The organism is Saccharothrix sp. NRRL B-16314 (assembly GCF_000716595.1).
Taxonomy (GTDB): Bacteria; Actinomycetota; Actinomycetes; order Mycobacteriales; family Pseudonocardiaceae; genus Actinosynnema.
In genome coordinates this window covers 178,985-193,314 of the sequence record NZ_JNXC01000001.1, presented here as the reverse complement: position 1 = coordinate 193,314, position 14,330 = coordinate 178,985, and the positions used below count along the sequence as shown (strand labels likewise).

Genomic DNA, 14,330 nt, shown 5'->3' with positions numbered 1-14,330 from the left:
CGGTGGAGCTGTAGCCGGCCGGCGATCCGTTCGTCGCGGTCGGGGGTTCGCACGTCCCGGACCGCCGGCCAGTAGGCGGGTGCTCGACCTGGTCGCGTCGGGGGAACGACAGGTCGGGGCCGCCCGCTAATGGGCTCGGGCCACCACTCCCCGGCGTGTCCTGGTGACCGGAGGGGTCACCGGCGCCGAACGGAGGTGCCGAGCCGGGCGCGGGGCCAAACCGCCCGCGACCAGGTGTTCGTACGCGGCGCGCCACACCGAGCACGGGCTCTTCTGCTGCCGCCAGCGACCGGAGCACTCGGGGCAGTTGCCCTTCGCGTCCGGTTCGTGCGCGGCGAGCAGCGCCCGCCAACCCTCGGTCAGCCGAGGGAGCTCGGAACGTGCCACCGACAGGAGGGACGGGGCGTCGGCTTCGTTGGCCAGCTCTGTGAGCAGGTCCAACCGCTCCCACACCGCGTTGCGAAGAACTTGTCCGAGGATCTCGTCCACCGAAACGTCACCGTCACCTTTCCGCCTGCTCGGCGGCCTCACGTAGCGCGGCCCTGAGTTGTACGAGTTGGTCGGCCGAAAGGACCGCCGTCTCACCCGGCGGACCGACCAGGACCACACGGCCCCGGTCGACCAGCACGGTGAGGCAGCGCTCCCGGTCGACCACGTCGCTGCAGCGAATACGCCACCAGCGACGCTGCCCGGTCGTGCCGCGCCATCCGGAGTCGAGGTCGGTCGACTCCTGGACGGACAGGGAAGCGGGAGTGGACGCGACCGCGGCGACGGCGGACGACACGGGTCCACCAGTGGTGGTCACCGCCCGCTCGATCAGGTCCACGGCCATGTTCCTCTCCGTACTCACTCGCTTACCGGATCCCAGATTGCGATGATTCAACCCGGATCGGGACGTCACAGCGGTAGCCGGTGGCCGTTCCACGGTAAGCGGTCAGCGGAGTTCGGCAGGGCCGATCAGCCTCGCCGATCGGTACTTCTCGCGGTCGGGGGAGTGCCCCTACTCTGCCGTTGACGCCCAATGGACTGTGAGGGGGCGCAATTGAACACCATCGGTTCGCCGAGCTCTCCTGTTACACCAGACGTCTGGGACCAGCAGGAGATGCGGGACGCGCTGGCCAGACGGGAGATCAGCTCGGTCTACCGGCTGCTCCGCAGGCACGGCGTCTCGCAACGCCAGATCGCGGCGCTGACGGGCCAGTCGCAGTCCGAAGTCTCGGAGATCCTCAAGGGACGCCAGGTCATGGCCTACGACGTCCTCGCCCGGATCGCCGCCGGCTTGGGTGTCCCCAGGGGGTACATGGGCCTCGCTTACGACGAGGCCACGGCAGTGAGGGTGGCCGCCACGGCGGAGTCACCCCATTCTGAGGAGGACGAGTCGGTGAAGCGAAGGAAGTTCCTCGCGCACGCCGCCGCCATCACCGTCGGCGCGGCCGTGTTCGGTACGGACTCCGGGTCTTGGGCTTCATCGCCCGCGCAGACTCCGGCCCCAGGCCGCATCGGCATGACCGACGTCCGCCAGGTCGAAGCGGCTACCAGGGCGTTGCGCACGTTGGACTACCAGTACGGCGGCGGCTCCTGCCGCGACGCGGTCGTGGCGCAGTTGTCGTGGGGGCAGCAGATGCTCGGCGCGAACGCGACGGACCTGGTCCGGGAACGGCTCTACGTCGCGCTCGCCGACCTGCACAACCTGGCCGGCTGGACCTCGTTCGACACCGGGCTCTACGACTCGGCCCGCAACCACTTCGGTCAGGCCCTCGGGTTGGCGAAGCAGGGCCGCAAGGAAGAGCTCGTGGCGAACATCCTGTACCGGATGGGCCGCGTCTACCTGCACCAGAACGCCCCGGACGACGCGTTGAAGGTGTTCCAGCTCGGCCAGCTGGCCGCGCAGAACTCCGGCTCCGAGCTCGCCGTCGGCATCCTGTGCGCGAACGAGGCCTGGGCCTACGCGAAGATGGGCTCCGACGACCAGGCGATGAAGCTGCTCGGCCGGGCGCGGGACGAGTTCGCCCGCGCGAACATCGGCGAGGCGCCTGCCTGGGCGAAGTTCTTCGACGCCAACGACCTGTCCGCGATGATCGGCACGGTGCACACCGAGCTGGCGCAGACGGTGGACCCGAAGTACACGCGCACCGCGGTGCCCGCGCTGACCAAGGCCATCGGCGGCTACGGCGAGGACATGACCCGCAGCAGGTCGTTCAACCTCACGTCGTTGTCGATCAACCACCTGCTGGACGGCGACATCGACCACGGCGCCCGGCTCGGCCGGCAGGCGATCGAGCTGTCCGAGGGCCTGAAGTCGGTGCGCACCAAGGACCGGATGAAGCCGCTCCAGCACGAAGCGGAGAAGCGCCGCAACAACCCGGACGCCCGCGAGCTGGCCGAACGCCTGGCCAAGTTCACCGGCAACGACAGCGCGGCCTGAGCCAGGGGGAGTCGGCGTCCTGGACGGCAGGTTCACCCCCGCCGCGTTGACCGCCGTGCTCGAGCGGCTGTGCGCGCAACTGGGGTTGGCGCACCGCGGTGCGAGGCTCGTGAAGTTCACCAGCAACGCCGTGTTCGACCTGCCCGTCGACCGGGTCGTGGTCCGGATCGTGGGGTCGATGAACCTGCGCCACCGGGCGCGGAAGGTGGTCGAGGTCGCGCGGTGGCTCGCGTCGCACGACGTGCCGGCGGTCCGGTTGGTGGAGGACGTGCCGCAGCCGCTGGTCGTGGGCGACCACCTGGCGACCTTGTGGCACACCGTGCCCTCGGGCGGCGCACCCGTCGACGGCCGTGACCTGGGCCGGGTGCTGCGCCAGGTGCACGCGCTGCCGGTGCCGGAGTTCGCGTTGCCGCGGTGGGCGCCGTTGGACGACGTGCACCGCAGGATCGCCGACGCCGAGGAGCTGTCCGGGCCGGACCGCAAGTTCCTGGAGGACCGGTGCGCCGAGATGGAGTACCGCCTGACCGGCCTGCGGACCGTGCTGCCGCCGGGCGTGCTGCACGGCGACGCGCACCTCGGCAACCTGATCCCCAGCCCGGACGGCCCGGTGATCTGCGATTTCGACTCCACCAGCGTCGGGCCGCGGGAGTGGGACCTGAGCACCCTGCCGGTCGGCGTCGCCCGCTTCGGTCACCCCGCCGAGTGGTACCGGCAGCTCTCCGACGAGTACGGGTTCGACGTGACCAGGTGGTCGGGTTTCCCGGTGTTGCGCGAGGTCAGGGAGTTGAAGCTGACCACGAGCGTGCTGCCGATCATGCGCAGCCACCCGGACGTCCGGGACGAGCTGCACGGCCGGCTCAAGGCTCTCCGTGCGGGCGACACCACGACCCGGTGGACCCCGTATCGCTGAACCGGTGTGAGCCGGGCACGAACCGGTAACGCTCGGCGCACGTTTTGCGAAGGACGCATCGACGGGATGCGGGATGCGGTTCGGGCGAGGTGCACGTGGTCGGGAACCTGTTGGGTGTGCGGCGGCTCAGCGCGCGGCGGGCGGTGAAGGCCGCCCGGATGTTGGACAAGGTCGTGGACACCCAGCTGCCGCTGCTCGCGTCCTTCGATGAGGGGCGCCGCCGCCGTTCCGCCGACTACCTGGCCGAACTGGTGAAGCTCGCGCACGACTACCGCTACTACGCGAACGGCTGGATCGACGCCGAGGAGCTCGAACGGCGGGGCAAGAGCGCGATGTCCGAGCTGACCCGGCTCCGCGGTGAGGACTCTTCTGCTCGGGTGATCACCGAGTAGGACGTTCGGCGCAGTTCGTCGCACCGAACGGACCACTCACCGATGGCCGTTCGGGACACCCTCGACCTTTCCGCGTTATTGCGGCTACGCCCCCTGATCAGGCGCGGGAGCAGGCGGGATCAGGCGACTTGGGCGCGCGAGAGGACGACGGCCAGGCCGAAGGCGATGCCCATGATGGCCAGCTCGGCGGACGCCCAGCCGACGATCGCCGTCGCCTTGTGCTGGGCGATGTGCGGCAGCAGGCGCCAGCGGATGTTCGCGCCGAGGACCGCCAGGAGCCCGGCGCACACGACCTTGCCGACCAGGACCAGGCCGTACGACGTGGTGAAGAGCGATCCGGGAAGGGACACCACGGGGTTGAGCACCAGTTCCAGCACGCCGTTGAACAGGCCGGTCACCGACACCAGGACCAACGCCACCGTGGCGAGCTTCGAGAACTTCGGCAGCGCCTCGGCCAGCAGTCCCCGCCGGTGGGCCACCAGCACGACCAGCGCCGCCAGGCCGCCGGTCCACGCCGCCGCGCCCACCACGTGCAGCTCCATCGAGATCATCGAGTAGTCGTGGTACTTCCAGTTCGACGCGTGACCGGTCACCGGCAGCGGCAGCAGACCGAACATCGCGATCAGGATGCGCAGTTCCGCGGGCACCGACTCGCCCCGGCGCACCGCCATCACGCCGATCCACAGGTACACCAGCGCGCACACGGCGCTGAACAGGAGCCCTTGGCCGGCGCCGACGCGCTGCACGTAGTCCACGACCATCGGCATGGTCAGGTCCGCGTCCGGCCGCGTCTCGTACGCCCGGATCACGATGGACAGCAGCGCCGTGAACGCCCACACCGCGGCGGCGACCACGGCGGCCGGCCGGGCGACGCGCAGCACCGGTTCGGTCGCGGCGGGCCTGGTGAACCCGAGCAGCTTGGGCAGCAGCGACAGGCCGACCACGATCGTCGCGGCCAGGTCGAGCAGCGTCCGCACCAACGGGTGCGCGAACCGGACCACCGCCCCCGGCTCGGTCACGCCCACCACTTCCGGTGTCGTGGACAGGCCGAGCCCCAGGAACACGCCGAGGGCTCCGCCTGCCAGCAGGCCGCCGACGACCCAGTACCTGGTCGTGGGGGTGGTGGTCCGGTTCACCGTCATCGCCGGCCGCTCCCCTTGGCGCCGCCGCGCAGCGCCAGGAACACCCCGCCGCCCAGCAGCACGACCGCGCCCGCGATCCACACCCAGATGGGCACGGCGTCGCTGTCGGTCGGAGCGACCGGGTCGGCGGCGGGCTTCGGCGCGGGTGTGCCGGTGCCCGCCTTGGTGAGGGTGAACTTGAGCGAACCCGTCACCGGGTGCCCGTCCGCCGACAGGACCCGGTAGCCGACCGCGTACTCGGCGGCCGGTCCCAGCGGTCGGAGCGGGAAGACGACGCTGTTGTTCTTGACCGTCGGCTCGCCCTCCGCCTCCCAGCGCGTGCCCTCGGGTCCGGTGACGGTGATCGTGTTGAACTTCTCGCCGGCCTGCACCGGCTGGTCGAAGGTCAGCGTGATCACCGCCGGTCCGGCCTCCAGCTGCGACCCGTCCTTCGGGTCACTGCTGATCAGCACGTTGTGCGCGAACGCGGGCGTGGCCGTGCCGAGCACGACCGCGCCCGCGACGAGGCCGGTCAGCAGCAGCGAGACGACGCGGTTCATGCCGTCGGCTTGCCCGCGCGGCGGGACCGCAGCACGGCGCCCGCACCCAACCCGAGACCCAGCGCGCCGACCGCGAGACCCGCGCCGCCGAGCCAGCGGGCGGTGTCGTCGGTCGACGTCGCCGCTGCCGCCGGTGCCGTCGCCGTGTCGTCGGCGGCAGCCGTGGCGACGGCGTGGGCGTCCGCCTTGGCGGCGACGAGCTTGAGCACGGGCGCGGGGCGTTCTGGCTCCTCGGCGCCCTCGGCGGGCGGCGGGGCGTTCCAGTCCACGACCTCGCCGCTGTCGTAGGTCTGCTTGGTCGGCAGCACCAGCTGGTCGGTGTTGTCGGGCAGCGGGCCGATGGACAGGTCGAACTCGTTGAACTGCCCCGGCTCGATCCGGTTGCCCGCGTCGGCGGTCCACGTGACGGTGCGGACCGCCTCGGTGACGTCCCGGCCGTGGCTCTTGACCGGCGTGGCCAGCTTCTCCTTGACCGCCTCGACCTTCCAGCCGGGCGTCGGCTTGGTGCTGACGGACGCCAGCGGGTACTCGGCGGGCAGGGTCAGCTCGAGCTTCACCGTGCCCGCGTCGGGGCGTTCGTTGGGCACGCGCAGCGTGACCTTGGTGTACCCGCCCTTCGCCGCGTCCTTCGGCGTGGACGCCGTGACGTGCGCGGACGCCGGGCCGGCCGTGGTGAGGGCGAGGATCGCGGCGGTCGCGAGGACGGCGCCGCCCTTGGCGAGCGTGCGCACGCCAAATCGATTTGTCGACATGAAGTTGTGGCTCCTGAGACCTGAGAGGTGTGCTGGACTCGGGTGATCAGGAACGAGGAGGACCGCGGCGGCCGTTCACCCGCCGCAACAGCACGTCGACCAGCGTGTTCGCCGGCGACGCCGCGGTCGGCGCCCACAGGGCACCGGCCGGCACCAGCGGTGCGTGCGGCGGCGGTACCAGTCGGGAGACGGCTCCGACAAGCGCGTCGAGCGCGGTGTCGGCCCTGGCCAGCAGCAGGCCGGTGAGGAGCGCGGCGACCACGTGCGCGGCGGTCATGGTGGTCGGGCTGAACCCCAGACCAGGGCCGTCGGCGGCGTGGTGGCCGAGGTCGAGCAGCAGGTGCTGCCCCAACTGGGCCACCCCGAGCGTCGCGGGCATCGTCCACGGGCGACGCCGGCGCTCGGTGATCGAGCCGGCGGCGAAGGCGACGAGCACGGTCAACGGCAGCGCCGGGGCGAACTCCGTGACCGAACCGCCCGCGGCGCCGTGCGCGGCGACGCTGAGCGCGGCGGACGTCACAGCCAGCAGGACCGCCCGCGCGATGCGGGTCGGGGCAGGCCGTGTGGTCACACCCAAAGAGTAGGAGGTCGCGCGTGGCCGGGGGGAGTCCCCCTTGGTCGACGACGAGTTTGCGCTACTCCGGTCGAGGGTATGGGGTACCCGTGACGATCCAGAGCAAACCTGTCCGAGAGCCTTTGCCCGGCGAGCCGAGGGCCGACCGACCGGCCCGCACGGACCGGGTCGTGTTCGGCGTCGCCGCCGTGGTGGCGCTCGCGTTCGTCGGTTGGGGCATCCTCGGCACGGAGTCCCTGGCTACCGCGTCGAAGACCGCGTTGACCTGGGTCATCAGCAACCTGGGCTGGGCCTTCGTGCTCACCGCGTCCGGTTTCGTGCTGTTCGCCCTGTGGTTGGCGTTGAGCCGCTACGGCCGCATCCCGCTGGGCCGCGACGACGAGGAGCCGGAGTTCCGCACGGTGTCGTGGATCGCGATGATGTTCAGCGCGGGCATGGGCATCGGCCTGATGTTCTACGGCGTGAACGAGCCGCTGTCCCACTTCGTGAAACCGCCGCCCGGCACCGTCGAAGGCGGCTCGGACCAGGCCGTGCAGACCGCGATGGCCACCACCCTGTTCCACTGGACGCTGCACCCGTGGGCGATCTACGCGGTGGTGGGGCTGGCCATCGCCTACGGCAGCTTCCGCCGCGGTCGCAGCCAGTTGATCAGCGCGGCGTTCGCGCCGCTGCTCGGCCGGCGCCGTGTCGAGGGCGGCGCGGGCAAGGCGATCGACGTGCTGGCGATCTTCGCCACCCTGTTCGGGTCGGCCACGTCGCTCGGGCTCGGCGCGTTGCAGATCGGCAGCGGCCTCCAGGTGGCGGGCTGGCTGGGTGAGGTCGGCAACGGGATCGTCGTCGGCGTCATCGCCGTGCTGACCCTGGCGTTCGTCGCCTCCGCGGTGTCCGGCGTGGCCAAGGGCATCCAGTGGCTGTCGAACATCAACATGGTGCTGGCCCTGGTGCTGGCCGTGTTCGTGTTCGTGGTCGGGCCGACGGTGTTCGTGCTGAACCTGGTGCCCACCGCGATCGGCGACTACTTCCGCGAACTGGCCGACATGGCCGGCCGCACCGCCGCGTCCGGTGGCGACGCGACCGAGACCTGGCTGTCCGGCTGGACGATCTTCTACTGGGCGTGGTGGATCTCGTGGACGCCGTTCGTCGGCATGTTCATCGCCCGGATCAGCCGTGGCCGCACGATCCGGCAGTTCGTGGCCGGCGTGATCGGCGTGCCCAGCCTGGTGAGCCTCGCGTGGTTCTGCGTCTTCGGCGGCACCGCGATCTTCATGCAGCGGACCGGCACGGACCTGGCGGGCACGGCCTCACCGGAGGGGCAGCTGTTCGGGCTGCTCGACCAGTTCCCGCTGGCCGCCGTCGCCGGCGTGCTGGTGATGGTGCTGGTCGCGATCTTCTTCGTGTCCGGCGCGGACGCGGCCTCCGTGGTGATGGGCACCCTGTCGCAGCGCGGCTCGATCATGCCGTCGAAGCCGGTGGTCGTGTTCTGGGGTGTGCTCACCGGTGTGGTCGCGGCGGTGATGCTGCTGGTCGGCGGCACGAGCGCGCTGACCGGGCTGCAGAACCTGACGATCATCGCCGCGCTGCCGTTCATGCTGGTCATGGTCGGGCTGTGCGTGTCGCTGGCCCGCGACCTGCGCAGCGACCCGATGATCCGGCACGAGGAACGGGTCGCCGAGGTGATGGACGAGGTCACCTCGCAGTACCGGCCGGACGGCGCCGACGGACCCGAGGAGGCCGCCTACCGGGCCGTCGAGCAGGTCACACGCCGAGGCGTTTGAGCAGTCACCGCGGTGGTGCGGTCACCCTGTCGAGGACGGGAGGATGGCCGTTCTCCCGCACGGGGGTGAGGGCGGCCCGGAGTTCGGCGAACTTCTCGCCCAACGGCCTGATCACGTTCTTCTCGACCTGGTAGTAGCTGGTCAGCGAGGCCATCGGCACGCGGCGCAGGTACCAGCGGCCGGTGAGGTTGCACCCGATCGCGAGGTGGCTGCGGAACCCGCCGACCAGCCAGCCGTCGTCCTCGGCCTCGACGGTGTTCTCCAGCCGGAAGTAGTTGAACAGGCTCTGCGCGGTGGCCCGGACGGTCTCGTCCTCGTCCTCCGGCTTCGGCTCGGCCACCCCGATCCAGCACTCCGGGTGGTCGGCGTCGCCGACGTAGGCGTCGTTGAACCCCAGCCACGGCCACACGTAGGCGATCAGCCGGGCCCGGGACGTGAGCAGGCCGTCGGCGTCCTGCCCGGCGCGCACGTGGTCGGCGTCGACGTAGAAGCGTCCGAGCCAGGTCGGGGTCCACAGGTAGTACGGGTACGCGCTGTCGTCGGACAGCCGGTAGCTGTTGGCGTTGCTGAACAACTCGTTGCCCGCCAGCGGTCGCAGCCGCACCCCGTACTCGGGCAGGGCGAACCGGACCGCGAGGACTTCGAAGAAGGCGCGGATGTCGCGGTAGTACTCGGTGAGCTGGTGGTACGCGGTCGCGGTCTCGGCGAGCACGTCTTCGCGAAAGATCATCCGGTCTCCGCTCCCGGCCGCACTCGGCAGCCCGTCCGGCACTGTCCGTGACGCTGAAGTTACATGAGGTTGCCAACGAGGCCAACGATCAGTGACCATTCGGGTACTGAGGGTTGACGGAGGCGCTGTGTTCGACGTGGCCGTGGTGGGAGCCGGGGTCGGCGGGTGCTACTGCGCCTACCGGCTCGTCACGGACACCGGGCCCGGCAGCCGGATCGCGCTGTTCGAACAGACCGACCGCATCGGCGGCCGGGTGTGGTCCCACCCCGTCGCGCCGCACCTGATCGCCGAACTCGGCGCGATGCGGCTGCACCGCGGGCTGCGCTCGGCGCTCGACCTGGTCCGCCACCTCGGCCTCGATCTCGCACCCTTCGAGTTCGGCCGACCGGAGAACCTCGTGCACCGGCGCGGCGTCGCCGTGCGCTGTCGTGAAATACCCGGTGACCGGATCGCGGAGGCGGCCGAACGCCTCGTTCCCGGGTTCGCCGAACTCCGCCGCCGCCACCACGAGGCCGGGGAACGCGGCGACCGGCACCGCTCCGAGTCGCTGCTGGACGCCTTCCGCGAGCAACGGGACCAGACCCGCGTCAGCGGACGTCCGCTGGGCGAGCTGACCTGGCCGCACGCCTTGGACTTCGCGCTCGGCCCCGCCGCCGTCGCGTTCCTCCACGACACCGGCGGCTACGACCTCCGCCACAGCGCGGAGAACGCGGCCACCCAGCTCGACCTGGTCTTCCGCACCCCGCCCGACGTCGAGTACGTGACCCTGCGGCACGGCATGCAGGGCCTGCCCGACGCCCTGCACGCCCGGTTCACCGCCGCGGGCGGAACCACGCGCACCGGTCACCGGCTCGTGCGCCTGGACAAGGACGCGGACCACTACCGACTGACCTTCTCGACACCGGGGGAAGACCGGCACACCCTGGCCCGCGCCGTTGTCCTCGCCCTGCCGCCGGAAGCGCTCCGCCGCCTCGACGGGCTGCCGCTCGCCCGACACCTGCGACCCGCGCTGGACGCCGTCGAACCCGTCCCGGCGTTCAAGCTCTTCCTCGTCTACCCACGGCCCTGGTGGCGCGAACTCGGCATCACCCGGGGGCGCAGCACCACGGACACCGCGCTGAGGCAGCTCTGGTACGGCGGGACCTGCCCCGCGACCGAGCCGACCGGGCCCGCGTTGCTCCTGGCCGCCTACCCCAGCGGCCACTCCGTCCACGCCTGGGCGCCCTGGCGCGGCGGCCCACAGCATCCCGCCGCCGGGGCCGGACACGCCGACGCGGCGGCGATGGTCGAGCACGCACACACCCTCCTCGCCCGGATGCACGACCTGCCTGAACTCGAACGCCCCCTGACCGCGTGCCGGCAGGACTGGACCGCCGCCTGGCACGTGTGGCGCCCGGGGCGCGACCCCCGCGTCATCGGCCCGCGCACCCGGCAACCCATCCCCGGTGAGGCGATCCACGTCGTCGGCGACTGCTGGACCCCCGACCCCGGCTCGATCGAGGGCACGCTCGCTTCGGCCGACGACCTCCTGCGCCTGTCCTTCGGACTGCCCGACCCGCACTGGCACACCGGCCGCTGACCCACCGCGAAGGACACCATGGACCCCACCACCCCGAATTCCACGGACATCGCCGGCTACCTCGCCGCCGTCCCGGCCCTGGTCGCCCGTCTCGGCGGCGCCCCGGCCGACTGGGACGTGCGCGAGATCAGCGAGGGGAACGTCAACCACGTCTTCTCGGTGCACGGCCCCGCCGGAGCCCTCTGCGTGAAGCAGGCGCCCGCGTACGTGCGCGTCGCAGGCGCCTCCTGGCCGCTGACACCCGAACGTGCCCGCTTCGAGCACCGCGCGATGCTGGAACACCGACGGCACGCGCCCGACTACGTCCCCACCCCGCTGCACTACAACCCGGCGCTGCACCTCCAGGTCATCGAACACCTCGACGGGCACACCGTCCTGCGTGACGAGCTGATCGACGGCCGGGCGCCCGCCGACGTCGGCCGCCACCTCGGCGACTACCTCGCCCGGACCCTGTTCCACACCAGCGACCTGGCACTGGCCGCGGCCCGCAAACGCCCGCTGGTGGCCGAGTTCGAGGGCAACACCGAGATGTGCGCGATCATGGAGGAGATGGTCTTCACCGAGGTCTACCACCCGTTCCACCGCAACCAGTGGACCCGGCCCCACCTCGACGCCGACGTCGACCGCCTCCGTGCCGACACCGCCCTGCTCGTCGCCGTCGCGCGGCTCAAGGACCACTACCTCACCAGCAGGCAGGCGTTGCTGCACGGCGACCTGCACACCGGGTCGATCATGGTCTCGGCGCACCGGACCCACGTCATCGACCAGGAGTTCGCCTGCTACGGCCCCATGGGCTTCGACATCGGCACCCTGCTCGCCCACCTGCTCATCAGCTACTTCGCCAAGGACACCCCGGGACCGGAAACGGCCGAGCAGGCCCGGTTGCTGGCCACCGTCGAGACGGTGTGGACGGAGTTCGACGCCCGCTTCACCGCCCTCTGGCGGTCCTCACCCACCGGCGACTCGTACCCGTCCGAGCTCTTCCCGCCGGGTTCCGATCTGCTGTCCCGCGAACGTCATGCCTATGTGGGCAGGGTCCTGCGCGACACCATCGGCTTCTGCGGCGCGGAGATCATCCGCCGCGTCATCGGGTTCGCCCGGCCGGCCGACTTCACCACCATTCCCGACCCCCGTCACCGGGCCGCCTGTGAACGCCGGGCACTGCACCTGGCCCGCGCCCTGCTCGTCGACGACCACCACGACATCCGCGACGTCGTCACGGCCGCCCGCGCGACGGCTCGTACCGCTGCCGAACCGCACGGGCTCCCCACGGCCCGATGACCCGTCCCACCTACCAGCGGTCGAGCAGGTCACACGCCGAGGCGTTTGAGCAGGTCCGCTTCCATCGCGTCGAGATCGGCCGAGACGGCGCGGTGCGCGGCCTTGCGCCGCGGTGCGGGCATGCGTTCCGCCGCCCGCACCGCGGCCAGCAGTTGCGCCAGTCGCCGCTCGGTGCTCTCCACGTACGTCCGCTCGGTGTCCCGCAGCTGGTCGAGGGCTTCGCTGAAGCCGGCGATCCGGGCGTGCAGGCCCGCGCCCTTGCCCGAGTACCGGGTCAGCTGGTCGACCGGGATGCCGAGCCGGGAGGCCCGGTAGTGGTCGTAGCGGTCGCTCAGCAGGGCGGCGGCGCGGGCCGCCACCGGCGCCATCACCGGGATCAACGCGGGCGCCAGCACCTTGGCCACGCCGACGAGGTTCTTCGCCCTGCCCGGTGTGAAACCCTTGCTCTTCTCACGCGCCATGGCCGTGCCCCTGTTCGCCGAGGTACTGCCCCAGACCCTAGAGCCGTTCGCGGAAAAGATCGACTCGACTCCGCGAGGTTGCCGGTACAAGCACCGACCCGGCGTCATACGCTGCACCGGTGACTTCCCAGGTGCAGCTCGACGCCGGTGTGGTCACTCGTTGCCGGCGGCGGGTGCACCTCGAACACGATCCGACCATGCGCGACGTGCCCAGGCTGCCGCCGGACCCCACGGGTCAGCAGCGCAAGGCCGACGCGGTGGAACACCGGCGCGGCGTCGCCACGGCGCTCGGCCGGGTCGTCGGGTCGGACCTGATGGAGATCCCGCAGGACGTGCCGTCGGCCGACCGCGAACGCGTGACGGCCGCCGCGATGCAGGCCGGTGTGCCGTTCATCTGGGGCGCCACCCTGCCGCGCGACCCGCTCGGCGGCCGGCGTGGCGGCATCGACCTGCTGGTGAAGGAGACCACCGGGTACGTGCCGGTGCTCGTGGTCCGGCACAAGGTCAGCGACCCCGGCCAGGGCGCCCGCACGTCACCGCTGTCCCACCCGCTGCCGGGCGGCGCGCGGGTCGACCCGCTGCGCAAGGTCCGGCCGCAGCCGCGTGACCAGCTCCGCTTGGCGCACGCGCAGCGGCAGCTCCAGGCGTCCGGGTTCGCGGCTCGCGGGCGGGCGACCGGCGGCGTCATCGGCATGGACGCCGACGTGGTGGTGTGGCACGACCTGGAAGCGCCGAACTGGCCCGGTGGCAAGAGCGCGTTGTCCGAATACGACACCCGGTTCTCCGACCGGCTCTCCGTGGCGTCGGCCGCCGCCACCGGCGCGGACCCGCTGGCCCGCCCGTCCCGGATCGTGGAGTGCCGCAGCTGCCCGTGGTGGTCGGTGTGCGAGGAAGACCTGAAGACCACCCGTGACGTCAGCCTCGTGGTGCGCGGCGAGGACGCCGTGGCGCTGCGCAAGGCCGGCATCGGCACGGTGGACGACCTGGCCGCGCTCGACCCGGCCGAGCCGGTTGTCCCGCTGGTCGGGATGCTGCACGCCGACGCCGTCATCCTGGCCCGCGCCTGGCTGCGCGACCTGACCGTGGTGCGCCGCATGTCCCGCATGGACGTGCCGCGCGCCGACGTCGAGGTCGACGTGGACATGGAGAGCTTCGGCGACCTGGGCGCGTACATGTGGGGCTGCTGGCTGTCCGGTCAGGACGTCGACGAGGAGCACGGCTACCGGGCGTTCGCCACCTGGGACCCGCTGCCGTGCGGGGACGAGGCGCGGTCGTTCGCCGAGTTCTGGTCCTGGCTGACCGGGGTGCGGCTGCGCGCCCGCGCGCGTGGGCTCTCGTTCAAGGCGTACTGCTACAACGAGCTGGCGGAGAACCGCTGGCTGCTCGGGTCGGCCCAGCGGTTCAAGGGGCAGCCCGGCATCCCGACGGTGGCGCAGGTGCGGGAGTTCATCTCGTCCGACTCGTGGGTCGACCTGTTCGGCATCGTGCAGGAGCAGTTCCTGTGCGCCCACGGCAAGGGCCTGAAGACCATCGCCCCCGTCGCCGGTTTCCGCTGGCGGGACCCGGAGGCGGGCGGCGAGAACTCGATGCGCTGGTACCGCGACGCCGTCGGCATGGACGGGCAGCTCCCGGACCCCGCTCAACGACGTCGACTGCTGGAGTACAATGAGGACGACGTCCGCGCCACCCACACCTTGCGGTTGTGGATGACGTCGGACGCCATGGACGACCTGCCGTTCGCCGGCGACCTCTGACATGGCCGCTGGTTCG

The 14,330-nt window shown here is 71.5% G+C and carries 15 protein-coding genes; 7 read left to right on the top strand and 8 right to left on the bottom strand.

Annotation, left to right across the window (positions count from 1 at the left end):
• Positions 1-126 precede the first annotated feature (126 nt).
• Together OQ02_RS00955 and OQ02_RS00950 are read right to left on the bottom strand one after the other, a co-directional pair.
• The gene (locus OQ02_RS00955; RefSeq protein ID WP_033436255.1) at positions 127-489 is read right to left on the bottom strand and encodes a hypothetical protein; all 363 of its coding nucleotides are present in this window, start codon (positions 487-489) and stop codon (positions 127-129) included.
• A gap of 13 nt (positions 490-502) precedes the next feature.
• A complete protein-coding gene (locus OQ02_RS00950) occupies positions 503-832 on the bottom strand; it encodes a hypothetical protein (RefSeq protein WP_156076825.1) in 330 nt (109 codons plus the stop codon).
• Positions 833-1,102: 270 nt separating this feature from the next.
• Here OQ02_RS00950 and OQ02_RS00945 point away from each other — a divergent pair, with 270 nt between their 5' ends.
• The 3 genes from OQ02_RS00945 (at position 1,103) to OQ02_RS00935 (ending at position 3,727) form a co-directional block, all read left to right on the top strand.
• The gene (locus OQ02_RS00945) at positions 1,103-2,425 is read left to right on the top strand and encodes a helix-turn-helix domain-containing protein (protein ID WP_197043212.1); all 1,323 of its coding nucleotides are present in this window, start codon (positions 1,103-1,105) and stop codon (positions 2,423-2,425) included.
• A 19-nt stretch (positions 2,426-2,444) separates the two neighbouring features.
• Positions 2,445-3,335, top strand: a complete 891-nt coding sequence (locus tag OQ02_RS00940) for an aminoglycoside phosphotransferase family protein (protein ID WP_033436252.1) — start codon at positions 2,445-2,447, stop codon at positions 3,333-3,335.
• A gap of 95 nt (positions 3,336-3,430) precedes the next feature.
• Positions 3,431-3,727 (top strand): hypothetical protein, encoded by a 297-nt coding sequence (locus OQ02_RS00935; RefSeq protein ID WP_231499817.1) that lies wholly within the window; start codon positions 3,431-3,433, stop codon positions 3,725-3,727.
• Between the two features lie 119 nt (positions 3,728-3,846).
• On the opposite strand, the gene OQ02_RS00930 is transcribed toward OQ02_RS00935, so the two are convergent.
• Genes OQ02_RS00930 through OQ02_RS00915 form a run of 4 tightly spaced genes read right to left on the bottom strand, consistent with a single transcriptional unit; the run spans position 3,847 to position 6,731 of the window.
• Positions 3,847-4,869 (bottom strand): copper resistance D family protein, encoded by a 1,023-nt coding sequence (locus OQ02_RS00930; RefSeq protein ID WP_033436251.1) that lies wholly within the window; start codon positions 4,867-4,869, stop codon positions 3,847-3,849.
• On the bottom strand, positions 4,866-5,408 hold the full coding sequence (locus OQ02_RS00925; protein WP_033436250.1) for a copper resistance CopC family protein: 543 nt from the start codon (positions 5,406-5,408) through the stop codon (positions 4,866-4,868). Before OQ02_RS00925 ends, OQ02_RS00930 begins: the two co-directional genes overlap by 4 nt.
• Positions 5,405-6,160, bottom strand: coding sequence for a YcnI family copper-binding membrane protein (locus OQ02_RS00920; protein WP_033436249.1), 756 nt, complete (start codon positions 6,158-6,160; stop codon positions 5,405-5,407). Before OQ02_RS00920 ends, OQ02_RS00925 begins: the two co-directional genes overlap by 4 nt.
• Before the next feature lie 46 nt (positions 6,161-6,206).
• On the bottom strand, positions 6,207-6,731 hold the full coding sequence (locus OQ02_RS00915; RefSeq protein ID WP_051771465.1) for a hypothetical protein: 525 nt from the start codon (positions 6,729-6,731) through the stop codon (positions 6,207-6,209).
• Between the two features lie 92 nt (positions 6,732-6,823).
• Between OQ02_RS00915 and OQ02_RS00910 the strand changes: the two genes are divergently transcribed.
• Positions 6,824-8,509, top strand: coding sequence for a BCCT family transporter (locus OQ02_RS00910; RefSeq protein WP_033436248.1), 1,686 nt, complete (start codon positions 6,824-6,826; stop codon positions 8,507-8,509).
• Positions 8,510-8,513: 4 nt separating this feature from the next.
• Here OQ02_RS00910 and OQ02_RS00905 read toward each other — a convergent pair whose 3' ends face one another.
• Entirely contained in the window at positions 8,514-9,239 is a 726-nt protein-coding gene (locus OQ02_RS00905; protein WP_033436247.1) for a hypothetical protein, read from the bottom strand.
• Positions 9,240-9,366: 127 nt separating this feature from the next.
• Here OQ02_RS00905 and OQ02_RS00900 point away from each other — a divergent pair, with 127 nt between their 5' ends.
• Entirely contained in the window at positions 9,367-10,818 is a 1,452-nt protein-coding gene (locus tag OQ02_RS00900; protein WP_033436246.1) for a flavin monoamine oxidase family protein, read from the top strand.
• A gap of 18 nt (positions 10,819-10,836) precedes the next feature.
• Positions 10,837-12,099: an S-methyl-5-thioribose kinase gene (gene mtnK / locus OQ02_RS00895; protein ID WP_051771459.1), complete on the top strand. Its 1,263-nt coding sequence runs from the start codon at positions 10,837-10,839 to the stop codon at positions 12,097-12,099.
• 29 nt (positions 12,100-12,128) lie between these two features.
• Here the strand turns inward: mtnK and OQ02_RS00890 are convergent, their stop codons facing one another.
• Positions 12,129-12,560, bottom strand: a complete 432-nt coding sequence (locus OQ02_RS00890; protein WP_033436245.1) for a DUF6474 family protein — start codon at positions 12,558-12,560, stop codon at positions 12,129-12,131.
• 119 nt (positions 12,561-12,679) lie between these two features.
• On the opposite strand from OQ02_RS00890, the gene OQ02_RS00885 reads away from it, so the two are divergent.
• Entirely contained in the window at positions 12,680-14,314 is a 1,635-nt protein-coding gene (locus tag OQ02_RS00885; protein WP_033436244.1) for a TM0106 family RecB-like putative nuclease, read from the top strand.
• The last annotated feature ends 16 nt before the right edge of the window (positions 14,315-14,330 follow it).

Excerpts from the sequence above, each read along its gene's own strand:
- OQ02_RS00905 (WP_033436247.1), bottom strand. The coding sequence starts at position 9,239 with ATGATCTTTCGCGAAGACGTGCTCGCCGAGACCGCGACCGCGTACCAC.
- OQ02_RS00890 (WP_033436245.1), bottom strand. The coding sequence starts at position 12,560 with ATGGCGCGTGAGAAGAGCAAGGGTTTCACACCGGGCAGGGCGAAGAAC.
- OQ02_RS00925 (WP_033436250.1), bottom strand. The coding sequence starts at position 5,408 with ATGAACCGCGTCGTCTCGCTGCTGCTGACCGGCCTCGTCGCGGGCGCG.
- OQ02_RS00930 (WP_033436251.1), bottom strand. The coding sequence starts at position 4,869 with ATGACGGTGAACCGGACCACCACCCCCACGACCAGGTACTGGGTCGTC.
- OQ02_RS00945 (WP_197043212.1), top strand. The coding sequence starts at position 1,103 with ATGCGGGACGCGCTGGCCAGACGGGAGATCAGCTCGGTCTACCGGCTG.
- OQ02_RS00920 (WP_033436249.1), bottom strand. The coding sequence starts at position 6,160 with ATGTCGACAAATCGATTTGGCGTGCGCACGCTCGCCAAGGGCGGCGCC.
- OQ02_RS00950 (WP_156076825.1), bottom strand. The coding sequence starts at position 832 with ATGGCCGTGGACCTGATCGAGCGGGCGGTGACCACCACTGGTGGACCC.
- mtnK (WP_051771459.1), top strand. The coding sequence starts at position 10,837 with ATGGACCCCACCACCCCGAATTCCACGGACATCGCCGGCTACCTCGCC.